The 22405-nt window shown below is 70.3% G+C and carries 19 protein-coding genes and 1 riboswitch; of the genes, 11 read left to right on the top strand and 8 right to left on the bottom strand.

All coding sequences use genetic code 11. The annotated features are described in order from the left end of the window. Nucleotide 1 precedes the first annotated feature (1 nt). Nucleotides 2–805 (bottom strand): S1 family peptidase, encoded by an 804-nt coding sequence (locus BJ998_RS26770; RefSeq protein ID WP_184866010.1) that lies wholly within the window; start codon nucleotides 803–805, stop codon nucleotides 2–4. 204 nt (nucleotides 806–1009) lie between these two features. Between BJ998_RS26770 and BJ998_RS26765 the strand changes: the two genes are divergently transcribed. Continuing rightward, the gene (locus tag BJ998_RS26765) at nucleotides 1010–1624 is read left to right on the top strand and encodes a LysE family translocator (protein WP_184866007.1); all 615 of its coding nucleotides are present in this window, start codon (nucleotides 1010–1012) and stop codon (nucleotides 1622–1624) included. A gap of 53 nt (nucleotides 1625–1677) precedes the next feature. Here BJ998_RS26765 and BJ998_RS26760 read toward each other — a convergent pair whose 3' ends face one another. Then, entirely contained in the window at nucleotides 1678–2445 is a 768-nt protein-coding gene (locus BJ998_RS26760; RefSeq protein WP_184866006.1) for a S1 family peptidase, read from the bottom strand. 147 nt (nucleotides 2446–2592) lie between these two features. On the opposite strand from BJ998_RS26760, the gene BJ998_RS26755 reads away from it, so the two are divergent. Genes BJ998_RS26755 through BJ998_RS26735 form a run of 5 tightly spaced genes read left to right on the top strand, consistent with a single transcriptional unit; the run spans nucleotide 2593 to nucleotide 7676 of the window. Next, nucleotides 2593–3297 carry a TetR/AcrR family transcriptional regulator gene (locus tag BJ998_RS26755; protein WP_184866004.1) on the top strand — a complete coding sequence of 235 codons (705 nt, stop codon included), beginning with the start codon at nucleotides 2593–2595 and terminating at the stop codon, nucleotides 3295–3297. 25 nt (nucleotides 3298–3322) lie between these two features. After that, nucleotides 3323–4513, top strand: coding sequence for a cytochrome P450 (locus tag BJ998_RS26750; protein ID WP_184866002.1), 1191 nt, complete (start codon nucleotides 3323–3325; stop codon nucleotides 4511–4513). Nucleotides 4514–4539: 26 nt separating this feature from the next. Further along, the gene (locus BJ998_RS26745) at nucleotides 4540–5520 is read left to right on the top strand and encodes an alpha/beta hydrolase (protein ID WP_312890340.1); all 981 of its coding nucleotides are present in this window, start codon (nucleotides 4540–4542) and stop codon (nucleotides 5518–5520) included. 5 nt (nucleotides 5521–5525) lie between these two features. Next, entirely contained in the window at nucleotides 5526–6599 is a 1074-nt protein-coding gene (hisC, locus tag BJ998_RS26740) for a histidinol-phosphate transaminase (protein WP_184866000.1), read from the top strand. Between the two features lie 18 nt (nucleotides 6600–6617). Then, nucleotides 6618–7676, top strand: coding sequence for a glycoside hydrolase family 76 protein (locus BJ998_RS26735; RefSeq protein ID WP_184865998.1), 1059 nt, complete (start codon nucleotides 6618–6620; stop codon nucleotides 7674–7676). Between the two features lie 11 nt (nucleotides 7677–7687). Here the strand turns inward: BJ998_RS26735 and BJ998_RS26730 are convergent, their stop codons facing one another. The 3 genes from BJ998_RS26730 to BJ998_RS26720 form a co-directional block, all read right to left on the bottom strand. Continuing rightward, nucleotides 7688–7972, bottom strand: coding sequence for a hypothetical protein (locus tag BJ998_RS26730; RefSeq protein WP_184865996.1), 285 nt, complete (start codon nucleotides 7970–7972; stop codon nucleotides 7688–7690). Nucleotides 7973–8156: 184 nt separating this feature from the next. Further along, a complete protein-coding gene (gene cobN / locus BJ998_RS26725; protein ID WP_184865994.1) occupies nucleotides 8157–11813 on the bottom strand; it encodes a cobaltochelatase subunit CobN in 3657 nt (1218 codons plus the stop codon). A gap of 36 nt (nucleotides 11814–11849) precedes the next feature. Continuing rightward, nucleotides 11850–11976: riboswitch (cobalamin riboswitch) on the bottom strand. Between the two features lie 132 nt (nucleotides 11977–12108). Continuing rightward, entirely contained in the window at nucleotides 12109–12921 is an 813-nt protein-coding gene (locus BJ998_RS26720) for an SAM-dependent methyltransferase (protein WP_184865992.1), read from the bottom strand. A 261-nt stretch (nucleotides 12922–13182) separates the two neighbouring features. Between BJ998_RS26720 and lon the strand changes: the two genes are divergently transcribed. Beyond that, nucleotides 13183–15522: an endopeptidase La gene (gene lon, locus BJ998_RS26715; RefSeq protein WP_184865990.1), complete on the top strand. Its 2340-nt coding sequence runs from the start codon at nucleotides 13183–13185 to the stop codon at nucleotides 15520–15522. A gap of 27 nt (nucleotides 15523–15549) precedes the next feature. Here lon and BJ998_RS26710 read toward each other — a convergent pair whose 3' ends face one another. Continuing rightward, the gene (locus tag BJ998_RS26710; protein ID WP_184865988.1) at nucleotides 15550–16257 is read right to left on the bottom strand and encodes a TetR/AcrR family transcriptional regulator; all 708 of its coding nucleotides are present in this window, start codon (nucleotides 16255–16257) and stop codon (nucleotides 15550–15552) included. Nucleotides 16258–16329: 72 nt separating this feature from the next. On the opposite strand from BJ998_RS26710, the gene BJ998_RS26705 reads away from it, so the two are divergent. After that, nucleotides 16330–17763, top strand: coding sequence for an FAD-dependent oxidoreductase (locus tag BJ998_RS26705; protein ID WP_184865986.1), 1434 nt, complete (start codon nucleotides 16330–16332; stop codon nucleotides 17761–17763). On the opposite strand, the gene BJ998_RS26700 is transcribed toward BJ998_RS26705, so the two are convergent. Then, on the bottom strand, nucleotides 17760–18698 hold the full coding sequence (locus BJ998_RS26700; protein ID WP_184865984.1) for an oxidoreductase: 939 nt from the start codon (nucleotides 18696–18698) through the stop codon (nucleotides 17760–17762). The two genes, BJ998_RS26705 and BJ998_RS26700, sit on opposite strands and share 4 nt — an antisense overlap. A gap of 91 nt (nucleotides 18699–18789) precedes the next feature. Between BJ998_RS26700 and BJ998_RS26695 the strand changes: the two genes are divergently transcribed. Then, nucleotides 18790–19371: a TetR family transcriptional regulator gene (locus BJ998_RS26695; RefSeq protein ID WP_184865982.1), complete on the top strand. Its 582-nt coding sequence runs from the start codon at nucleotides 18790–18792 to the stop codon at nucleotides 19369–19371. 13 nt (nucleotides 19372–19384) lie between these two features. Here the strand turns inward: BJ998_RS26695 and BJ998_RS26690 are convergent, their stop codons facing one another. Continuing rightward, nucleotides 19385–20092: a polysaccharide deacetylase family protein gene (locus BJ998_RS26690; protein WP_246488659.1), complete on the bottom strand. Its 708-nt coding sequence runs from the start codon at nucleotides 20090–20092 to the stop codon at nucleotides 19385–19387. A 236-nt stretch (nucleotides 20093–20328) separates the two neighbouring features. On the opposite strand from BJ998_RS26690, the gene BJ998_RS26685 reads away from it, so the two are divergent. Both BJ998_RS26685 and BJ998_RS26680 read left to right on the top strand, forming a co-directional pair. Continuing rightward, on the top strand, nucleotides 20329–20871 hold the full coding sequence (locus tag BJ998_RS26685; RefSeq protein ID WP_184865978.1) for a kinase inhibitor: 543 nt from the start codon (nucleotides 20329–20331) through the stop codon (nucleotides 20869–20871). A gap of 64 nt (nucleotides 20872–20935) precedes the next feature. Beyond that, nucleotides 20936–22315 carry a mycothione reductase gene (locus BJ998_RS26680; RefSeq protein ID WP_184865976.1) on the top strand — a complete coding sequence of 460 codons (1380 nt, stop codon included), beginning with the start codon at nucleotides 20936–20938 and terminating at the stop codon, nucleotides 22313–22315. Nucleotides 22316–22405 lie beyond the last annotated feature (90 nt).

Below are 22405 nucleotides of genomic sequence, written 5' to 3'. Positions count from 1 at the left end.
ATCACGCGCCCAACTGGGCGGACACCTCGTCCCGGTAGCTGGCCAGCCGGGTGTACACGCCGGGTTTGCCCGCTCGGGCGCAGCCGTCGCCCCACGACACGACGCCGACGAGCCGCCCGTCGACGACCATCGGACCGCCGGAGTCCCCGGCGCAGGCGTCCTTGCCGCCCTGCGGGTAGCCGGCGCACACCATGCCGGTGGCGTCGAAGTCCCCCTCCTCGGCGGCGCACGTCTTGTCGGCGACCACGGGCACCTGCACGGACTGCAGCGTCGGCGACGGCGCGGCGTTCTCACCGACACGGCCCCAGCCGAGCACGGTCGCCATCACGCCGGCGGCGTAAGCGGAGGTGTCGCCGGCGGCGACGAGCGGCAGTGTCCGGTACGGCACGGTGCGCGCCAGCGTCAGCACGGCGACGTCGTGGCCGGTGCCGACGTCGCGGAAGTCGGGGTCGGCCCACACGGAGGAGATCCGCACCTGCAGGCCGTCCTTGGTACGCAGGTCGGTGCGGCCGGCGACGATCCGCAGCGAGGACGGCGCCTTCGTGGTCATGCCGCCGGTGGCCAGCGCCTGGGTGACGCAGTGCGCGGCGGTGACGACCTTGGTCGGCGCGACGAGGGTGCCGCCGCAGAAGAACGCGCCGGCGCTGGTGGTGAGCGCGACGACCCACGGCGTGGTCGTGGTGCTGGCCTCGTCGCCGCCGACGATCCGGGGCGAGCCACCGGGCGACGCGTGGGCGGGGACGACACCAGCGCACAGCAGCAGCGAGGCGAGGACGGCGGCCGACCGCCGGACGTGGAAAGGCACGGCGAGCACTCCTACAGGGAGGGGGAGGCCACGTACCGTAGCCGATCCTCAACCCCACGTGGGCCGCGACCGAAATCACTCACCCGAACGTGTCAGGACAGGAAAATCTCCCGTTAGGATCTCGTAAGTACGAAGAATCAACTGCCAGCAAGCCTGGCGACGGGCGTTTGTTCTGTAACGCCCCGGCTGGACCGGAGTTTTGCCTTGAAGTTCGACGTCACCACCCTGCCCGCCTTCCTGCTCGCCTGTCTGGTCGTGGTCATCACGCCGGGCATGGACGCGTTCCTGCTGCTCAGGACGTCGCTGAGGGCGGGGACCAGGGCCGGGCTGCGGGCGCTGGCGGGCGTGCACACGGCCAGCGCGGTGCAGATCGGGCTCGTCGTCTCCGGCCTGGGCGCGCTACTCGCCGGTTACCCGGCGTTGCTGCAGGTTCTGCGCTGGCTCGGGGCCGCCTACCTGGCGTTCCTCGCCGTGCAGATCGTCCGTGGGCTGCTCCGGCCGCGCCCGGCCGAGTCGGACGAACCGGTCGTCGTGGCCCATCCGTTCCGGCAGGGCTTCCTGTCCAACCTGATGAACCCGAAGATGCTGCTGTTCTCCCTGGCGTTCCTGCCGCAATTCATCGGATCGGGTGACGCCGTGCTGCAGCTCGGGGTGCTCGGCGCGCTGTTCCTGGCGCTGGCCGCGTGCTGGGAGGCGACGATCGTGCTCGCCGCCGGCCGGATGTCCCGCCGGCTGCAGCGCCCGGGCGTGACGACCGCGCTGGACGCCGTGTCGGCGGCCGCGTTCCTGACCATCTCGGTGGGACTGGTCGTGGCCTGAAACACCACGACGCCCGCCCCGCTCGGCGGGACGGGCGCCATGGCGATCGCCGGTCAGTCGGTCAGCTCGGCCTCGATGGCCGGCTCGTACGCCGCCACGCGGGTGTAGACGCCGTACTTGCCGGCACGGGCACAGCCGTCGCCGAACGACGTGATGCCGATCAGCACGCCGCTCACCTCGAACGGCCCGCCGGAGTCGCCCTGACACGTGTCGACGCCGCCCTGCGGATACCCCGCGCACACCATCGCCGCGGCGCGGTACTCCTGGTACGACTTCCCACACACGGCGTCCGCGACCACCGGGACCGACGCCGCCATCAGGTACCGCGACGCCTCGCCGGACTCGACCGTGCGACCCCAGCCGAGCACCGTGCCCATCATGTTCGGCTGGTAGGCGCTGTTGTCCTTGGCCAGCGGCAGCGGCGGCACGTTGACCCGGCGGCTCAACGTGATCACCGCGAAGTCCGAGCCGCCGGTCGGGTCGCCCCGGTAGTTCGGGGAGACCCAGATGGACGTGGCCGTGACGATCCGGCCGTCGGTGCTCTGCTTGTCCTCACGGCCGACGACCACACGCAGGTTGTCCGCGCGCTGGTCGGCCATGCAGTGCGCCGCGGTGAGCACCTTGGTGGCCGCGACCACGGTGCCGCCGCAGAACTGGAACCCGGTGGCGTCGGTCAGGTAGACGACCCACGGGTATTCCACGATGCTCGCCCGTTCGCCGCCGACGACGCGGGGGGTAGCGGCCGCCGGAACGGCGGCGGCGAGAGCGACTAAGACGGCGGCCACCACCATGGCGAGGCGGCTCGACCTGATGATTCGCATACCCGCTACGGAACCGCCAGATCCGTGCGTGGACAAGCAAAACCGCTCGCCGGGGTGTCACACGAAAGGCGTTGACGGCCCGGCCGCACCGGTCTAGCGTGACTCGTGACCAGATAAGAAATCTGGTCACGAGTCAAAGGAGCGACGATGCCGGGGCAGCACGAACGCGGCGAGCGCATCCTGGACGCGGCCGCCGAGCTGGTGCTGCGCTGGGGCTACAAGCGGGTGACCATCGAGGACGTCGCCAAGCACGCCGGCATCGGCAAGGGCACCGTCTACCTGCACTTCCACAACCGCACGGAGCTGTTCCTGAGCGTGCTGGTGCGGGAGTCGGTGGAGATGACCGCCCAGCTCATGGACGCCGTGAAGCGGGACCCGATGATGATGTTGCCGGCCGAGCAGGCCGGCATGGTCTACCGGGAAGTGATGAAGCGGCCGCTGCTGCGGGCCATGTTCAGCCGGGACGTCGAGATCCTCGGCGACCTGGCGCTGGACCCGACGATGGAGCCGCTGCGCCGGGTGAAGATCGACCTGTTCGGGGACCTGTTCCAGGTCCTGCGCGAGCACGGGCTGGTGCGCACCGACCAGGACTTCGCCGACCAGCGCTACCTGATGACCGCCGTGCAGACCGGGTTCTACCTGGCCCGGCCGATGCTGGGGGCGTTCGCCGACACGCACGACGACGACGCGGCGGCGGAGCTGCTGACCCACACCCTGCGGGAGGCGTTGCACGCGCCCGGGCCGCCCGACCGGGACGTGCTCGAGGCGCTCGCGCCCAAGGTGACCGCGATGTTCGAGCACTTCCACGCGGCACTGGCGGCCACGGTCCACGGCAGCTCGCCGGAGGACTGACCACAATTCACAGCTAGGGGGAGACATGACCACGACCGCGAAACCCACCTTCCAGGACTTCCTCGACTGGATCGAGACGCGCCGCAAGGAGGGGCAGGTCGTCTACGGCGAGCAGGCGCAGGCCTGGACGGTGCTCGGTCATCCGGAGGTCAACGAGATGCTGTCCGAGCCGACCGTGTTCGGCTCGGACATCACGTCGGCGATGCCGCAGGTGGACGACGAGTTGTCGCTGTTCTCGAAGGGCAACTTCGTCCAGATGGACGACCCGCGGCACCGGTACCTGCGCGGCACGGTGAGCCGGGCCTTCACGCCGAAGATGGTGGCCAACCTCGAGCCGCGGATCGAACAGCTGACCAACGACCTGCTCGACGCCGCCGGCACCGAGTTCGACCTGGTCGACGCGCTGGCGTACCCGCTGCCGGTGATCGTCATCGCGAACATGCTCGGCATCCCGATCTCCGACCAGGCATTGTTCCGGCAGTGGGCGGACGCCCTGCTCGACCAGGACGTCCCGCAGGACAAGCCGGTCGCCGACGTCCGCGCCGAGCTGTTCGCCAAGATGGCGCCGGTGATGCGGGAGATGAACGACTACTTCCTCGCGTTCATCAGGGACCGGCGGCGCAACCCCGGCGACGACCTGACCAGCAAGCTGACCCAGGTCGAGGAGGACGGCAAGAAGCTGGACGACGAGGAGATCATCGGCTTCGTCGGCCTGCTGCTGCTGGCCGGCCACATCACCACCACCGCCACGCTCGGCAACAGCCTGCTCACCTTCCACGAGAACCAGGACGCCATCGCCGAGGTCCGCGCCGACCTGTCGCTGCTGCCGGCGGCGATCGAGGAGGTGTTGCGGCTGCGCACGCCGTTCCCGCGGGTGGCCCGCGTGACCCGGCAGGACACCGTGCTCGGCGGCAAGGAGATCCCGGCCGGCCAGCTGATCGCCCCGTTCCTCACCGCGGCCAACCGGGACGAGCGGGTGTTCGCCAACCCGAACCGGTTCGACCTGCACCGGGAACCGAACCACCACGTCACGTTCGGCAAGGGCATCCACGTCTGCCTGGGCGCGCCGCTGGCCCGGCTGGAGGCCCGGGTGGCGCTGCGGATCATGTTCGAGCGCTACTCCGACATCCAGGTGGTCGAGGACAAGGTCGAGGAGCGCAACCCGTTCAACATGGTGGCTGTGACCAAGCTGCCGCTCGTGGTCCGGCCGGTTTAGCCAGCTCATGGCCGATACTGTCGGGCGTGGAACGCGATGTGCTCGGTGATGGCTACGAGGTCCTGACACTGCCGCTCGGCGCGCTGCCGGCGGGCGCCGGGCCGGGCGGGGACAATGTCGCCCACCTGGTCCGGCACCGCGCGGAGAAGCCGGTCAACGGGGCCCTGCTGTACGTGCACGGCTTCACCGACTACTTCTTCCAGCGGCACGTGGCCGAGCACTTCGCGGCCCGCGGCTACGACTTCTACGCCGTCGACCTGCGGGCCTACGGCCGGTCGCTGCAGCCGGGCCAGCTGCCCAACTTCGTCACCGACCTCGGCTACCACTTCGAGGAGCTGGACGCGGCGGCGCGCATCATCCACGACGAGGACGGCCACTCGCGGCTGACCGTGATGGGCCATTCCACCGGCGGCCTGATCACGGTGATGTGGGCGCACGAGCGACGCGGCGACAACGTGCTGGACGCGCTGGTGCTCAACAGCCCGTGGCTGGACCTGGCCGAGAACTGGCTCCTGCGCACCATCGGCACGCGGGTGGTGGACGTGCTGGGCCGGGTCAACCCGACGGCCGTGGTGCAGAAGGAGATGGAGAGCGTCTACGGGCTGAGCCTGCACCGGGACGACAACGGCGAGTGGGAGTTCGACACCGCCTGGAAGCCCAAGCACGGCTTCCCGGTGCGGGCCGGCTGGCTGCGCACGATCCGGCGCTACCACGCCAAGCTGCACCGCGGGCTGGACGTGCGGGTGCCGGTGCTGCTGCTGCACGCCTCGCGCAGCCTGCTCAAGTCGCGGGTGTGGGCGCCGGAGGCGATGCTCGCCGACACCGTGCTGGACGTGACGCAGATGGTGAAGTGGGCGCCGAAGATCGGGCCGCACGTGAAGGTGGTGGCGATCGAGGGCGGCATGCACGACCTGTTCCTGTCGGCCGCGGCCGTCCGGGAGCGGGCCTTCGCGGAGACGACCGACTGGTTGGAGGGTCTCCACTCGCGCGACCGGCTCGTAGAGTGAGGGCCATGACGACCGGACCCAAGCTGCGCGGCGCGCTGGACGACATTCCGACCTACAAGCCGGGCAAGCCGGCGATCGGCGCGGACGGTGCGCCGGCGTTCAAGCTGTCGTCGAACGAGAACCCGCACCAGCCGCTACCCAGCGTGCTGGCGGCGATGGAGCGGGCGCTGCGCGAGCACAACCGGTACCCGGACATGGGGTGCTCCAAGCTCATCCCGGCGGTGGCCGAGCGGCTGGGCGTGCCGGAGACGCACATCGCCACCGGCACCGGCGGCGTCGGCGTGATCCAGCAGGTGCTGCAGGCCGTCTGCGACGACCGCGACCAGGTGGTCTACCCGTGGCGGTCGTTCGAGGCGTACCCGATCATCACGAAGATGGTCGGCGCGCACGCCGTGCAGGTGCCGCTGACCCCGGACGAGCACCAGGACCTGGACGCGATCGCGGCGGCGGTCACCGACCGGACCCGGCTGGTGATCCTGTGCAACCCCAACAACCCCACCGGCACCGCGATCCGGCGCCCGGAACTGGAAGCGTTCCTGGACCGGGTGCCGAGCGACGTCCTGGTGCTGATCGACGAGGCGTACCGGGAGTTCGTGCGCGACCCGGAGGTGCCGGACGGGCTGGAGATCTACCGCGAGCGGCCGAACGTGGCGCTGCTGCGCACGTTCTCCAAGGCGTACGGGCTGGCCGGGTTGCGCGTCGGCTACGCGGTCGCGCACGAGCCGGTCGCCACGGCGCTGCGCAAGATGGCCGTGCCGTTCGGGGTCAGCCAACTCGCGCAGGACGCGGCGATCGCGTCGCTGGCGGCGGAGTCGGAGCTGTTCGAACGGGTGGAGCACATCACCAAGGAGCGCGGCCGGGTGCTGGACGCGCTGCGCGACCAGGGCTGGACGGTGCCGAGCTCCGAGGGCAACTTCGTGTGGCTGCGGCTGGGCGAGCGGACTTCCGAGTTCGCCGAGCTGGCGCAGGCCCAGGGCGTGATGGTGCGGCCGTTCCCGGGCGAGGGCGTGCGGGTGTCGATCGGCGAGGTCGACGGCAACGACCTGTTCCTCGGAGTCGCCGAAGCCTTCCGATCTTGATCTGTCACGATTTCCGGCATGCTTTCTCGTCTCGGTGCGCTGTTGTGCGTGGCGCTGCTGGCACTGCCTGTCACCGCGCAGGCGGCGCCGGTGGCGCCCTCCCCCGCGATCAAGTGGATCACTGAGGCGTCCGCGACACTCGACCACTGGTACAACCCGGACGACGGCCGCTACAACACGACGAACTGGTGGAACTCGGCCAACGCGCTGCAGGCCCAGCTGATCGCGTCCAGGCTGCTCGGCAACGACCTCGGCGAGCGGCGCGCGTCCAACACGTACAACCAGAACATCGGCACCTGGTTCCGCAACGACTACTACGACGACGAGGGTTGGTGGGGCCTGGCCTGGGTGCAGGCCTACGACCAGACCGGCGAGCGGAAGTACCTGGTGCTGGCCGAGTCGCTGTTCACCGACATGGCGCACGGCTGGGACCTGCACTGCGGCGGCGGCATCTGGTGGTCTCGGGACCGTAATTACAAGAATGCGATTCCCAACGAGCTGTTCCTGTCACTCGCGGCCGCCCTGTCGCTGCGCACCACCGGGCCGGCCGCGGCCAACTACGAGCAGTGGGCGCTGCTGGAGTGGGACTGGTTCGAGCACACGGGAATGATCAATGCTCAGGGCCTGGTCAACGACGGGCTGACCGACGACTGCAAGAACAACGGCCGTACCACGTGGACCTACAACCAGGGTGTGGTCCTGGGTGGTCTGGCCGACCTGTACCGGCTGACCGGGCGAAGGGACCTGCTGGCCTCGGCGACCTCGATCGCCAACGCGGCGATGACCAGGCTGACGGATGCCAACGGGGTGCTGCACGAGCCGTGTGAGAAGCAGCGCTGCGACGTCGACCAGACGCAGTTCAAGGGGATCTTCGTGCGCAACCTGGTGGCGCTCAACGAAGTTGCGCCGTCAACCGCCTACACGGCGTTCGCGGTGCGCAACGCGCTGGCCGTGTGGAAGTCACGCAACCACGCCAACCAGCTCGGCCTGTTCTGGAGTGGCCCCTTCGACGTCGCCGACGCCAGCCGGCAGAGCTCGGCGCTGGACTGCCTGAACGCCGCGATGCAGCTGAGCTGACGGTCTCTGGGCTAGTTGACGATCGGCTGCGTCAGCGTGTCGATGTTGTCCGGCGGCGGCAGCTCGGCGCTGCGCTGCGCCGGGACCGGTGTCGACTCGGCCCGGTTGATCACGACGACGTTGGCCATCGGGTCCGGGTCGTCGGTCAGCATCGGCGACAGCGAACGGGCCACCGCCTTCAGCCGGCGCAGCCGGCGCGCGGCCAGGAAGCCGATGAACCGGGGCGAGGTGAGCCACCAGCCCAGCAGGAGGCCGCCCGCGGCGATCGCGGACAACACCATCAGCTCGACCCGCACGGCGCACCCCCTTCCCCAGTGACGGACCCGTCGGAGCGCTAGCTGGTACGGCGTCCGGCGCCCCGGGGTTCACCGCCGCGGCTCGTGACCGCGGCGGCGAACCCGCGTCGCGCTACCTGTCATTAAAGGACCTTCGGCCCGGAAATGCGCGTGAAGTCACCGGTCTGGGGTCAAACGGCGCGGGTTATTCCTCCAACTGGCCTTCCAGTTCCAGATAGACCGTGCGCAGTTGGTCGAGAACGGTCTCGTCCGGCTGCGACCACAGTCCCCGATCGGCTGCTTCCAGCAGGCGCTCCGTCACGCCGCGCAGTGCCCACGGGTTCGACTTGCGCATGAAATCCTGGACTTCCTTGTCGAAAACGTAGGATTCGGCCAGCTGCGCGTACATCCAGTCGTCGACGACGCCGGCCGTGGCGTCGAACCCGAACAGGTAGTCCACTGTGGCCGCCAGTTCGAACGCTCCTTTGTAACCATGTCGACGCATGGCCGAGATCCAGCGGGGGTTGACAACGCGGGCCCGAAACACGCGCTTGGTCTCCTCGCCGAGCGTGCGCGTGCGAACCGCGTGCGGCACCGCCGAGTCGCCGACGTAGGCGGCCGGGTTGTCGCCGGTCAGCGACCGCACCATGGCGACCATGCCGCCGTGGTACTGGAAATAGTCGTCCGAATCCGCGATGTCGTGCTCGCGCGTGTCGACATTCTTGGCCGCCACCTGGATCCGGCGGTACGCGGTCTCCATGTCCTGCCGCGCCTGCGCGCCGTCGAGGCCGCGGCCGTAGGCGTAGCCACCCCAAGTGGCATAGACCTCGGCCAGATCGGCGTCGTCACGCCAGTTCCGGGAGTCGATCAGCGGCAACAGGCCGGCGCCGTACGCGCCGGGCTTGGAGCCGAAGATCCTGGTGGTGGCGCGGCGCTCGTCGCCGTGTTCTTCCAAGTCGCGGCGGAAGTGGGCGGCGACGTAGTTGTCCTCGTCGGACTCGTCGAGCCGGGCGACCGCAGCGATCGCGTCGTCCAGCACGGCGACCACGTGCGGGAAGGCGTCGCGGAAGAAGCCGGAGATGCGGACCACCACGTCGATCCGGGGGCGTCCCAACTCCGACACGGGAACGATCTCGAAGCCGGTGACCCGGCGGGACGCGTCGTCCCACACCGGCCGGGTTCCCAGCAGCCACAACAGTTCCGCGATGTCGTCGCCCTGCGTGCGCATCGCGGAGGTGCCCCACACCGTCAGGCCGACGCTGCGCGGCCATTCCCCGGTGTCCTCGTGATACCGGGCCAGCAGGGAATCCGCCAGCGCCGAGCCGACGTCGAAGGCATTGCGGGAGGGAATCGCCTTGGGGTCGACGGAATAGAAGTTGCGGCCGGTCGGCAGCACCGACACCAGGCCGCGGGTCGGCGATCCGGACGGGCCCGGTTCGATGAACCGGCCGTCCAAAGCGCGCAACACGTTCCGGATCTCGTCGGTGGTCCGCGCCAAGCGTGGCACCACCTCGTCGCGGGTGAAGCCGAGCACCGTCTCCACGCTCTCGACCCGTTGCCCCAGCACGGTTTCGGTGATCCCGTCGGTCGCCCAGCCGTTGTCGTGCACGGCGGTCACCAGCCGGCGGGCCAGTTCCTCAAGCAGGTCGACGACATCGGCTCCGGTCTGGGCCGGACCCTCGACCAGTTCGGACAGTCCACCGGTATCAGGCACCCTGAGGCCCGGGTCGGCCAGCAGTGTCTCCTCGTCCAGTCCGAAGTGGACTGCCAGCGCGGCGCGCAGACCCGTGATGGCACCGACCTTGCCGCCGAAGACCTGCCGCGCCCGCAGCACCGCGAGCACGTCGTTGATCAGCTCCTCACCCTCCGGCGCGCGGCCGAGGATGTGCAGGCCGTCCCGGATCTGCACGTCCTTGATCTCGCACAGGTAGCCGTCGATGTGCATGACGAAGTCGTCGAAGTCCTCCTCGCCGGGGACCTCGGCCTGGTGCAGGTCGTGGTGCAGCTTGGCGCTGGTCACCAGCTCCCAGATCTGGCCGCGCACGGTCGCCAGCTTGGACGGGTCCAGCGCCTGCACGGTGGCGTACTCGTCGAGCAGCTGCTCCAGCTTGGCCATGTCGCCGTAGGTGTCGGCGCGGGCCATCGGCGGGATCATGTGGTCCACCACGGTGGCGTGGGCGCGGCGCTTGGCCTGCGTGCCCTCGCCCGGGTCGTTCACGATGAACGGGTAGATCATCGGCAGGCCGCCGAGCACCGCGTCCGGCGCGCAGTCGCTGGCCAGGCCCAATCCCTTGCCCGGCAACCACTCCAGCGTGCCGTGCTTGCCGAGGTGCAGCACCGCGTGCGCGCCGAACTCCTCCTCCAGCCAGCGGTAGGCGGCCAGGTACTGGTGCGACGGCGGCAGGTTCGGGTCGTGGTAGATGGCGACCGGGTTCTCGCCGAAACCGCGCGGCGGCTGGATCAGCAGCATCACGTTGCCGAACCGCAGCGAGGCCACGTAGATCTCGTCGTCGGTGACGTAGAGCTGGCCCGGCGCTTCGCCCCAGTGCTCGACAACACCGTCACGGAAGGACGGCGGCAGCGCGTCGAACCAGGTCCGGTAGGTGGCGGACGGGATCTTGATGGCCGCGCCGGACATCTGCTCCTCGGTCAGCCAGTCCACGTCGTGCCCGCCGGCCGCGATCAGCCGGTGGATCAGCGTGTCGCCGTCCAGTGTGGACACGTCGAGGCCGCCGAGGTCGTAGCCCTGCTCGAGCATGCGGCGCAACAGGATCACCGCCGAGGCCGGGGTGTCCAGTCCGACCGCGTTGCCCACGCGGGCGTGCTTGGTCGGGTACGACGACAGCACGATGGCGACCTTCTTGTCCTGGTTCGGCACGTGCCGCAGCCGGGCCAGCCCCACCGCCGTGCCGGCCACGCGCGCCGACCGCTCCGGGTCGGCCACGTACACCGGGATGCCGTCCGGGCCGTTCTCCTTGAAGGAGAAGGGAACGCCGATCAGCCGGCCGTCGAACTCCGGGATCGCCACCTGCATCGCCGCGTCCATCGGTGACAGCGCCGCGTCCGACGCCTGCCACGTCGCCCGGGACGACGTGAGGCAGAGCCCCTGCAGCACCGGGATGTCCAGCGCCGCCAAGGCGCCCGCGTCCCAGGCATCCTCGTCGCCGCCCGCGCTGGCGTCCGCCGCCACCGCCCCGCCGGCCGCGAGCACCGTCGCCACCACGGCGTCGCAGTGGCTCAGAACCTCCAGCAGGCCCGCCGATTCGTCGCCGGCCAGGCCGCGCAGCGAGCCGCAGAACACCGGCAGCACGTTCGCCCCGGCCGCCTCCACCGCGTCCGCCAGCGTGTCCACGAACGCCGTGTTCCCCGCCAGCGCGTGCGCCCGGTAGAAGACGATGCCGACCGTCGGCCGGCCGTCCTCGTGCTGACGCTCGCCGTGCACGCCGTATACCGGCGTGCTCACCGGCGGCTCGAAGCCCTCGCCCGTCAGCAATACCGTGTCGGACAGGAAGTTCGCCAACTGGCCGAGATTGGCCGGGCCGCCCTCCACCAGGTAGGCAAGCGCTTGCGTGGCCACGCCCGCCGGCACCGTCGACGCCGCCATCAGCTCCGCGTCGGGAGTCGCCTCGCCGCCGAGGCACACGGTCGGCAGGCCCGCGGCCAGCACCGCGTCGAGGCCCTCCTCCCAGGCCCGGCGGCCGCCCAGCAGCCGCACCACCACCAGGTCGGCGTCCCGAAGCAGCCCCGGCAGGTCCTCGACCTCCAGCCGGGCCGGATTGCCCACGGTGTACTCGGCGCCGCTCGCCTTGGCGGCGAGCAGGTCGGTGTCTGCCGTCGAGAGCAGCAGGACGCGCGAAGTCATCAGCCGTACCCTCCTCGGGGTCCCGCGCCCCGGGTAGAGACATCACGGCCGGTGGTGGAGTGTCTGGCTTTCACAGTGGCGCGACCGCCCCGGACTTGCACCGGGTTCCTCGCAACACCGCCGTCTGGTCCGGCTCAGCCTAGCCACCGAACCCGCCCCACCCGGGCCGCACGAGACCCACCCCACGCGGCCCATCCCTTACCCGCACGTGAGTGGCTCATTTGCGCTTTTACCCCGACCTGAGTGGCTCAGGTGCGCCTATATGCGAAATGAGCCACTCACGTACCCCAAAAAATCAGGGCTTGCGCGCGACGCCGCCGTAGGATAGGTGGACCTTGCCCTCGTTCTGGTCGTTCCACTCCGACCGCCACTGCCGGACGGGAACCACACCGGGGTCGATCAGCTCCAGGCCGGTGAAGAACTTGGCCACCTCTCCGTACGGGCGAGGGTGCAGCTGGGCGCTGATCTGCCGGTAGATCCCCTCCACCTGGCTCACCGCCCCCAGCTGGTCGTCCGGCACGAAGTCGACGGTCGCGTGCGATATCGCCATGTAACTGCCGGGCGCCAGGGCATTGCGGTAGGCCTCGACGAGGCCGTGCGGATCATCGGCGTCCGGCAGATAGTGCAGCACGGCGATGGCGATCAGCCCGACCGGCCGGGAGAAGTCGATCATTTCGCGGACCTGCGGCAGGTTCAGCACGGAGTCGGGGTGGCGCAGATCGGCCCGCACCGGTGCGACCAGCGGGTTGTGGCCGAGGATGGTCCGGCTGTGCGCCACCGCGATGGGCTCGTTGTCGACGTACACCACGCGGGCGCCGGGATTGATCCGGTGCGCGATCTCGTGCACGTTGCCCACGGTCGGGATGCCGGAGCCGAGGTCGAGGAACTGGTCGACACCGGCCGCCACCAGGCACGTCACCGCGCGTCTCAGAAAGGACCGGCTGGCCCGCATGCCGTTGGCCACCTCGGGCATGGCCTGCACGGCCTTCTTGGCGGCGGCCCGGTCGACCGCGAAGTTGTGCGCGCCGCCGAGGAAGTAGTCGAGGATCCGGGCCGGGTTGGGGCGGTCCAGGTCGACGTCGGCAGGTATCCACCGAGGACGGTGCATCCGCGCGACCCCTTCCGCAAAATTTCACCCGATCGTGTTAATGGTGGGGGCGCGGCTTGCCCGGTGTCCACCTCGGTCGGGTCACGAACACGCAGGGATTTTGTCGCGTCACGGCGCGTTTGGCCAGGTGTGCCGCACCGTCAACAAGGTCACGCTCAGTGACCGTGGCGCGGATCGCTGTCGGCGAACATCCGTTCGGGAACACTTCCCGACTCCAGTTGGTTGAGCCAGTACGACTCAACCTTGTGGAAGGTGGAAGACGTGAGCGAAACACTGGCACTCCCGGTGCTCCCGCTGGACGACGTGGTCGTGCTGCCCGGCATGGTGGTGCCGGTCAAGCTCGCCGACGCGGAGATCCGCGCCGCCGTCGAGGCCGCGCAGGCCGGCGACACCGGGTCGAAGGTGCTGCTGGTGCCCCGCCTGGAGGGCAAGTACGCGAAGGTGGGCACGCTGGGGGTGATCACCCAGATCGGCCGGCTGCCCGGCGGCGAGCGCGCGGCGGTCGTCCGCGGCACCGACCGCGTGAAGATCGGCACCGGCACGACCGGCCCCGGCGCGGCGCTGTGGGTGGAGGCCGAGATCCAGGACGAGCCGCCGGTCGACGAGGCCACCCGCGAGCTGGCCAAGGAGTACCGCACCCTGGTCACCTCGATCCTGCAGCAGCGGGGCGCGTGGCAGGTGGTCGACTCGGTGCAGGGCGTCGACGACCCGTCGGCGCTGGCCGACCTGGCCGGCTACGCCTCCTACATCACCGACGAGCAGAAGATCTGGCTGCTGGAGACCGTCGACGTCCGTGAGCGGCTGGAGAAGCTGCTGGCCTGGGGCCGTGAGCACATGGCCGAGCTGGACGTGGCCGAGACGATCCGCAAGGACGTCAAGGAGGGCATGGAGAAGCAGCAGCGCGAGTTCCTGCTGCGCCAGCAGCTGGCGGCGATCCGCAAGGAGCTCGCCGAGCTGGACGGCAAGCCGGCGTCCGAGGAGCAGGACTACCGGGCCCGCGTGGAGGCCGCCGACCTGCCGGAGAAGGTGCGCGAGGCGGCGCTGACCGAGGTGGACAAGCTGGAGCGGACCTCCGAGCAGTCGCCCGAGGTCAGCTGGATCCGCACGTGGCTGGACACGGTGCTGGACATGCCGTGGAACGAGCGGACCGAGGACGCGTACGACATCACGGGCGCGCGGGCGGTGCTGGACGCCGACCACGCCGGCCTGGACGACGTGAAGGACCGGATCATCGAGCACCTGGCGGTGCGGCGGCGCCGGGCCGACAAGGGCCTGGGCGTCGTCGGCGGCCGGCGCAGCGGCGCCGTGCTCGCCCTGGTCGGCCCGCCCGGCGTGGGCAAGACCTCGCTGGGTGAGTCGGTCGCGCGGGCCATGGGCCGCAAGTTCGTCCGCGTCGCGCTCGGCGGCGTCCGGGACGAGGCGGAGATCCGGGGCCACCGGCGCACCTACGTCGGCGCGCTGCCCGGTCGCATCGTGCGGGCGATCAAGGAAGCCGGCTCGATGAACCCGGTCGTGCTGCTGGACGAGGTCGACAAGGTCGGCTCCGACTACCGCGGCGACCCGACCGCGGCCCTGCTGGAGGTGTTGGACCCGGCGCAGAACCACACGTTCCGGGACCACTACCTGGAGGTCGAGCTGGACCTGTCGGACGTGCTGTTCCTGGCCACGGCCAACGTGCTGGAGGCCATCCCCGGCCCGCTGCTGGACCGGATGGAGCTGGTCCGGCTGGACGGCTACACCGAGGAGGAGAAGGTCACCATCGCCCGCGACCACCTGCTGGCCCGCCAGCTGGAGCGGGCCGGGCTGACCGCCGACGACGTGACCGTCACCGACGACGCGCTGCGCCGGCTGGCCGCGGAGTACACCCGGGAGGCCGGGGTCCGCGACCTGGAGCGGTCGCTCGCCCGCGTGCTGCGCAAGGCGGCCGTGGACGAGGCGAAGCTGCCGCTGGCCGTGACCGACGCCAACCTGCCCGACTTCCTCGGACGGCCGCGGCACACGCCGGAGTCGGCCGAGCGCACGGCGGTGCCGGGCGTGGCGACCGGTCTCGCGGTCACCGGCGTCGGTGGTGACGTGCTGTTCGTCGAGGCCTCGCTGGCCGACCCGGAGACGGGTTCGACCGGGGTGGCGCTGACCGGGCAGCTGGGCGACGTGATGAAGGAGTCGGCGCACATCGCGCTGAGCTACCTCCGTTCGCACGGCGCCGAGCTGGAACTGCCGGTCGGCGATCTGAAGGACCGCGGCGTGCACGTCCACGTGCCCGCCGGCGCGGTGCCGAAGGACGGCCCGAGCGCCGGGGTCACCATGACCACCGCGCTGGCGTCGCTGCTGTCGGGCCGGCCCGTCCGCTCGGACGTGGCCATGACCGGCGAGGTGTCGCTGACCGGGCGGGTGCTGCCCATCGGCGGCGTCAAGCAGAAGCTGCTGGCCGCACACCGGGCGGGCATCACCACGGTGTTGCTGCCCAAGCGGAACGAGCCCGACCTGGACGACGTCCCGGCCTCGGTTCGTGAGCAGCTGGAGGTGCACCTGGTCGGCGACGTCCGCGAGGTGCTGGACATCGCGCTGCAGCCGGTCACCGCGCCGGTGCTGAGCGCCTGACGCAGTGAGGAGAAGCGTGGCTCGCGGTCAGCGGGCCACGCTTTTTTCTATGCCCGCCAGCACGCATTCCAGCCCGAAGGCGAACTGCTGGTCGTGGCTGAGGTCCTCGGCCTCGAAGATGCGGCGCGCCACCTGCGGGTAGTTCCCGCTGTCGATGATGACCTCCCGCACGTACGGCGACACCGCCGAGCGCCACTCGTCCTGGCTCATTCCGGTGCTGCGCACGTCTTCCCGCTCCGACAGCTCGGCCAGCACCGCCCCGTGCACGTAGTTCGCCACGGCCCCGAGCAGCGCCGAGGCCAGCGTGATGTCGGAGGTCGCCCCGCCGGCCGCCGCGAGGGCAAAATCGGCCTGCCGCAAGGCGTTCGGGCCCAGCGTCGGCCGGCTGCGCAGCTCGGTGGCCAGCCACGGGTGCCGCAGCATCGTGACCCGCATGCCGTTGGCGACCACCGTCAGGTCGGCCCGCCAGTCGCCGGACGGGGCCGCCGGCCACTCGTCCTCGCCCTGCACGGCGTCGACCATCAGCTCCAGCAGCTCGTCCTTGTTGGTGACGTAGCGGTAGAGCGAGGTGGTGCCGGTGCCGGCCTCGGTGGCCACCCGGCGCATGGTCAGCGCCTGCGTGCCCTCGGCGTCGGCCAGCCGGATCGCGGCGGCGACGATCTGCTCGACGCTCAGCGACTGGCGCCGGCGCTGCTCCGCCAGCCGGGTCCAGACCAGCGTGAACCTTTGGGGCATGGCGCCCACCCTACTAAGCGGGTACAGTGTTCCCAAGTCGGGAACAACGTTCCCACTTTGGAGGGGGACCCCATGGATGTAGTGATCGTCGGCGGCGGCACGGTCGGCCTGTGCACCGCGGTTTTCCTGGCCAGGCAGGGCGTTTCGGTGCGGGTGCTGGAACGCCGGGCGACGGTGTCGGACCACCCGCGGGCGTTCGGCCTGAACCCGCGGTCGGCCGAGATCGTGCGCTGGGCCGGCATCGAGTTCGAGACCGACGACCAACAGCGCGGCGTGGCCAGCGGGCCCAGCCTGGCCGAGTTGACCGCGACGACCGGGCCGATCGCGTTTCCCGAGATCGGGCCGGCCTCGCTGGGCTCCTGCCCGCAGCACCGCATCGACCGCGCGGCTCTGGACTTGGCCCGCGACCTCGGGGTCCGGATCGACTTCGGCGCCGAAGTGGTCGCTGCGACCGACGACGGCGTGGTGACGACGGTGTCCGGCGAGACCGTCGAGGCGGACTACGTGATCGCCGCCGACGGCGCGCGGAGCCGGGTCCGGGAGCTGCTCGGCATCGGCACCACCGGCCCCGGCGTGCTCGGCGGCCACATGCTCAACGTGCTGTTCCGGGCCCCCGGCCTGCCGGTGCCCGAGTACTCGATGTCCGTGCTGCGCAACGAGGAGTCGACCGGGATCCTGATGAAGGTCGACCACGGCGACCGGTGGATCTTCCACGTGCCCGGCGGCGACCCCGGCATGCCGGTCTCGGAGTTCCAGCGGCTGCTCCGCGCCGCCACCGGGGTTGGCGACGTCGAGGTGGACGTGATCAGCATGCTGCCGTGGGCGTCCACCGCCCGGGTGGCGACGAAGTTCCGTCAGGGCAACGTGTTCCTCATCGGCGACGCCGCCCACGTGGTGCCGCCGACCGGCGGCTTCGGCCTGAACACCGGCGTCGCCGACGGGCACAACCTGGCCTGGAAACTGGCTGCCGGCGGGGACGCGCTGCTCGACACGTACGAGCTGGAACGCAAGCCCGTGGCCCAGTTCACCATGGAGCAGAGCCTGATCCGCGGCGAGCACCGGGAACTGCACTGGGACTTCAGCGCCAAGCGGGCCGCCGACCGGGCCGCCGTCGGCATGGCCAACGTGCTGGTGGTGATCGCCGGCTACCGGTACGACTCACCGGCCGTGATCGGCGCGGAACCGCTGCCGTCACTGGAGGACCTCACCCTCGACGGCACGCCCGGCAGCCGCATCCCCCATCTGTGGGTGTCACCGGAAACGTCCACATTGGACCTGATCGACGGCTTCACCTTGGTGACCGGGACCAAGGCCGACGGCTGGCTCGCGGCGGCGGCCGAGGTCGGCATCCCGGTCCACGCGGTTCCCGGCTGGGCCGACGTCACCGGCATCGACGAGAACGGGGCGATCCTGGTGCGGCCGGACGGTTTTGTCGGCTGGCGGAGCGTCGGCGACGGCACCGCCGCCGACCTCCGCGAGGCCCACAACCGGATTCTGTGCCGCTAGTTCTTGACGGGCAGGTCCGCGTAGTCGACGCCCGTCAGCTTCACCGAGGCGTCCCACAGCTTGCGGCCCAGCTCCGCGTCGTAGGCGGGCTTGATGTAGTGCACCTCGACGGGGTAGCCGCGCTGCTCGAACAGCGCGCCCGGGCCGTAGTACTGGCCGCCGCGCACCTGCGGGTCGACCGCCGCGCGCAGCGCCGGCAGCGCGCCCATCGCCGCGGACTGGGCGACGAGCGGCGTGAAGACCTTCATCAGCCACGCGTACACCGCGCCACCGCCGCCGTGCTGCGGGCCGCTGTACTGGAGGTCCGTGGCCGCGTAGCCGGGGTGGGCGCCGACGCTGATCACGTCGGCGCCCGCCGCCTTCAGGCGGCGGTCCAGCTCGACCGTGAAGATCGCGTTCGCCAGCTTCGACTGGGCGTACGCGGTGTTCGGGCTGTAGCGGCGCTCCGCCTGCAGGTCGTCCAGGTTGATCCGACCCATGCGGTGCATGCCGCTGCTCAGGGTGACGACCCGGCTGCCCGGCTTGGCCAGCAGGCCCGGCAACAGCAGGCCGGTGAGCGCGAAGTGGCCGAGGTGGTTGGTGCCGAACTGGAGCTCGAAGCCCTGCTTGGTGGTGTGCCGGCGGGGCACCGCCATCACGCCGGCGTTGTTCAGGAGCAGGTCCAGCGGCGGCAGGTCGGCCGCCAGCTTGCGGACGGAGTCCAGGTCGGCCAGGTCCAGCGACACCAGCTCCAAATTTTCGGCCGGGGCCAGCCGGCGCAGCTTGGTCATCGCCGCCTCGCCGCGCTGCGGGTTGCGCGCCGCCACGTAGACGTGCGCGCCGTGCTTGGCCAGTTGCAGGGCCTCGTGGAACCCGAGGCCCGCGTTGGCGCCGGTGACCAGCGCGGTCCGGCCGGTCTGGTCGGGGATGTCGGCTTCGGTCCAGTGCTGTGCCATGGCGTGTCTCCGGGTATCGGGGGCCGTTTGAGCCCAGTATGACACTGAGTGCCACCTGTGTCATTCGATGCCCTCGGCTACACTCAGAGACATGACGGAGGGGTTGCGGGCGCGGGCCCGGCTGGCGATGCGGACCGAGATCGCCGAGACCGCCTTCGCCCTTTTTGTCGAGCGCGGCTTCGAGCAGACCACCGTCGACGAGATCGCCGAGGCCGCCGGCCTGTCCCGGCGCAGCTTCTTCCGCTACTTCCCCACCAAGGAAGACACCGTCTTCGGCCTGCTCTACGACCTCGGCGAGGAACTCGCCGCCGCCGTCGCCGCCCGCCCGGCGTCGGAACCGCCCTGGACCGCACTGCGCACGGCCTGCGCCGTGCTGCTCGCGCCCATGCTGCACCGCACCGACGAGGCCATGGCGTTGCTCCGCCTGATCAACGAGACGCCGTCGCTGCGGGCCCGTCACCAGGACAAGCAGGACCGCTGGCGCAAGCTCCTGACCGACGCCTTGCAGGCCCGATCCGTCTCCGCGCTCAAAGCCGACGTGCTGGCCAGCACCGCCCTCGCCGTCTTCGACGTCGTCTGCCGGCACTGGCTGGCCGCCGGCCCGACCGTGGAGCCGAACAAGCTCATGGACGAGGCGTTCGCGGTGCTGGCGCCGACGCGGGACAGTGCTTGACTTCCGGGCTTGATCAGGCCAGGAAGTCCGGCAGCGGGACCGGCGTCAGGCCGTCCTGCCTGGCGCGGTTGATGAACGCCGTGTAGTCCTGCACGAAGGTCTTGCGGAAGTGCATCAGCACGATGTCGCCGGGCTTGAGCTTGTTGCCGGCCTGAAACTGCACGACGCCGTCGTTCACGGCCGCGGTCCACAGGATGACCGCCTTCAGCCCGCAGTCGGCGGCGGCCCGCTGCGTGTCGGCGTTGTAGTTGCCGAAGGGCGGCCGGAACAGGGTGGGGCGGTGGCCGAACGCCCGGGCGAAGGCGTCGGAGTCGTCGCAGATCTCCTTCTTCTGCGCGGCATAGGACATCTTGGACAGATCCGGATGGCTGACCGTGTGGTTGCCGATGACCAGATCGTCCTGGTCCTGCAACTGCTTGAAGTAGTCCTCGTGCCCGTGCACGTACCGCTCGTTCAGGAACAGGGTCGGCCGCGCGCCGGACTGCTTGATCAGTTCGAGCGCGTGGGGATCACGCACGGCGCCGTCGTCGATGGTGATGAACACGTACGGCTTGGTGGTGTCGATCCGGCGCACCACCGGCGCTTTCCCGCCGACAATGGCGGGAGCGTTGGCCTGGGTCTGGCCGAACGGGTACGGCTGCTGGACACTCGGCGGCGCGGCGATGGTGGTCGTCGTGCTACTCGTCGGAGTCGGGGAGCTACTGGTGGTGTCGGGGGCCATGCCCGCGACGGAACGTTCGGTGCCGGCTTGACACCCAGCTAGCAGGGCAACCGTCACAATGACGGCGACAGCGACCAAGGGAGCACGCACGCGACCGAACCTTCCACCCCGTAATTGAGCATCACTCATCTTAGTGACGCCCGATCGGGGGTCTAGGTTGCACAGCGTCGACGAGTCCGTATCGCCGATCCGGACTAGGGTTGGCTCCGACAACCCCGCGTCACGGAGGCCACACCATGAGTCTCGATCGTCCCGTCGCACCGGACCCCTACGAGCTGCTTCCCGCGGTCGGCTCGTTCGAGGTCACTTCGAAGGACGTCACGGACGGCCAACAGTTGCCCAACGCCCAGGTCTTCAACGGCATGGGCGTCAGCGGCGACAACACCTCGCCCCAGCTGAGCTGGGCGGGCTTCCCCGCGGAGACCAAGAGCTTCGTGGTGACCTGCTTCGACCCGGACGCCCCCACCCCGTCCGGCTTCTGGCACTGGCTCGTGGTCAACATCCCGGCCTCGGTCACCGAGCTCCCCACCGGCGCGGGCGCGGGCGACGACTCGCTGCCCGCAGGCGCGTTCCACACCCGCACCGACTTCGGCACCGCCAACTACGGCGGCGCGGCCCCGCCGCAGGGCGACCAGGTGCACCGGTACTACTTCGTCGTGCACGCGGTGGACGTGGAGCAGCTGGAGGTCACGCCGGACACCTCCGCCGCCGTGGTCAGCTTCAACCTCGCCTTCCACACGCTGGCCCGGGCGATCATCACGCCGGTCTACTCACACTGACGAATCCATTACACCGAGGGTGGCCGGGGGAATCCTCCGGCCACCCTTCCTGTTTGATGGGTATGTGCGGCACTTCGACTTGGTGGTAATCGGCACCGGATCCGGCAACTCGATCGTCGACGAGCGCTTCGCCGACTGGGACGTGGCGATCGTCGAGAAGGGCGTGTTCGGTGGCACGTGCCTGAACGTGGGGTGCATCCCCACCAAGATGTTCGTGCACACCGCGGACGTCGCGGCCACCCCGGCCGGCGCGGCGCGGCTGGGCGTGGACGAGGAGCTGCACGGCGTGCGCTGGCCCGAGATCCGGGACCGGGTGTTCGGCCGGATCGACCCGATCGCGGCCGGCGGCCGGCGGTGGCGGATGGAGGGCAACGCCAACGTCACCGTGTACGAGGGCCAGGCCCACTTCGTCGGCCCCAAGACGCTCGACACCGGCACCGGCGAGGTCATCACCGCCGACCGGTTCGTGATCGCCGCCGGCTCGCGGCCGGTCGTGCCGGACGTGGCCGGCATCGAGGAGGTCGGCTTCCTCACCAACGAGGACGTGATGCGCCTCGACGAGCTGCCGCGCCGGATGATCGTGCTGGGCAGCGGCTTCGTCGCCACCGAGTTCGCGCACGTGTTCGCCTCGTTCGGCGTGGAGGTCACGGTCGTGGCCCGCTCCGGCGTGCTGCTGCGCGCCGAGGACGAGGAGATCGCCGCCCGCTTCACCGACATCGCCGCGAAGAAGTGGGACGTTCGGCTGAACGCCAAGGCCGTCCGCGTCGAACGCGTCGAGGACGGCTCGATCCGCCTGCACCTGGAGACGCCGCGCGGCGCCGAGGTCGTCGAGGGCGATGTCCTGCTGGCCGCGGTCGGCCGGATTCCCAACACCGACCTGCTCGACGTCGAGGCCACCGGCGTCACTCTGCACCGGGACGGCCGGGTCGTCGTGGACGAGAAGCAGCGGACCGTCGTCGACGGCATCTGGGCGCTCGGCGACGTCAGCTCCGACTACCAGCTCAAGCACGTCGCCAACCACGAGGCCCGGATCGTGCAGCACAACCTGCTGCACCCCGACGCGCCGATCGACGCCGACCACCGGTTCGTGCCGCACGGTGTGTTCTCCTCGCCGCAGATCGGCTCCGTCGGCCTCACCGAGCAGCAGGCCCGCGAGCGCGGCATCCGCTACGTGACGGCCAGCCAGGACTACGCCGACATCGCCTACGGCTGGGCGATGGAGGACACCACCGGCTTCGCCAAGCTGATCGCCGACCCCGCCACCGGGCAGCTGCTCGGCGCGCACATCATCGGCCCGCAGGCGCCCACCCTGATCCAGACGCTGATCCAGGCCATGAGCTTCGGCCTGAGCGCCCGGGAGATGGCCCGCGGCCAGTACTGGATCCACCCGGCCATGCCCGAGCTGATCGAGAACGCCCTCCTGAAGCTCCCCCTCGATGCCTGACCACACCCCGCCTGCCAGGTTCGGAACGGACCATTCCTCAACTCGGAGTTGAGGAATGGTCCGTTCCGAGCGCGGAGGGGTTGACAGGGG

This window comes from Kutzneria kofuensis (assembly GCF_014203355.1).
In the GTDB taxonomy this organism is placed as follows: domain Bacteria; phylum Actinomycetota; class Actinomycetes; order Mycobacteriales; family Pseudonocardiaceae; genus Kutzneria; species Kutzneria kofuensis.
This window is presented reverse-complemented; position numbering and strand designations above follow the sequence as displayed.

What these genes read in the sequence shown, in the direction of transcription:
- BJ998_RS26760 (WP_184866006.1), bottom strand. Translation starts at nt 2,445, where the DNA reads ATGCGAATCATCAGGTCGAGCCGCCTCGCCATGGTGGTGGCCGCCGTC.
- BJ998_RS26755 (WP_184866004.1), top strand. Translation starts at nt 2,593, where the DNA reads ATGCCGGGGCAGCACGAACGCGGCGAGCGCATCCTGGACGCGGCCGCC.
- BJ998_RS26750 (WP_184866002.1), top strand. Translation starts at nt 3,323, where the DNA reads ATGACCACGACCGCGAAACCCACCTTCCAGGACTTCCTCGACTGGATC.
- hisC (WP_184866000.1), top strand. Translation starts at nt 5,526, where the DNA reads ATGACGACCGGACCCAAGCTGCGCGGCGCGCTGGACGACATTCCGACC.
- BJ998_RS26735 (WP_184865998.1), top strand. Translation starts at nt 6,618, where the DNA reads ATGCTTTCTCGTCTCGGTGCGCTGTTGTGCGTGGCGCTGCTGGCACTG.
- cobN (WP_184865994.1), bottom strand. Translation starts at nt 11,813, where the DNA reads ATGACTTCGCGCGTCCTGCTGCTCTCGACGGCAGACACCGACCTGCTC.
- BJ998_RS26720 (WP_184865992.1), bottom strand. Translation starts at nt 12,921, where the DNA reads ATGCACCGTCCTCGGTGGATACCTGCCGACGTCGACCTGGACCGCCCC.
- BJ998_RS26710 (WP_184865988.1), bottom strand. Translation starts at nt 16,257, where the DNA reads ATGCCCCAAAGGTTCACGCTGGTCTGGACCCGGCTGGCGGAGCAGCGC.
- BJ998_RS26705 (WP_184865986.1), top strand. Translation starts at nt 16,330, where the DNA reads ATGGATGTAGTGATCGTCGGCGGCGGCACGGTCGGCCTGTGCACCGCG.
- BJ998_RS26700 (WP_184865984.1), bottom strand. Translation starts at nt 18,698, where the DNA reads ATGGCACAGCACTGGACCGAAGCCGACATCCCCGACCAGACCGGCCGG.
- BJ998_RS26695 (WP_184865982.1), top strand. Translation starts at nt 18,790, where the DNA reads ATGACGGAGGGGTTGCGGGCGCGGGCCCGGCTGGCGATGCGGACCGAG.
- BJ998_RS26690 (WP_246488659.1), bottom strand. Translation starts at nt 20,092, where the DNA reads ATGGCCCCCGACACCACCAGTAGCTCCCCGACTCCGACGAGTAGCACG.
- BJ998_RS26685 (WP_184865978.1), top strand. Translation starts at nt 20,329, where the DNA reads ATGAGTCTCGATCGTCCCGTCGCACCGGACCCCTACGAGCTGCTTCCC.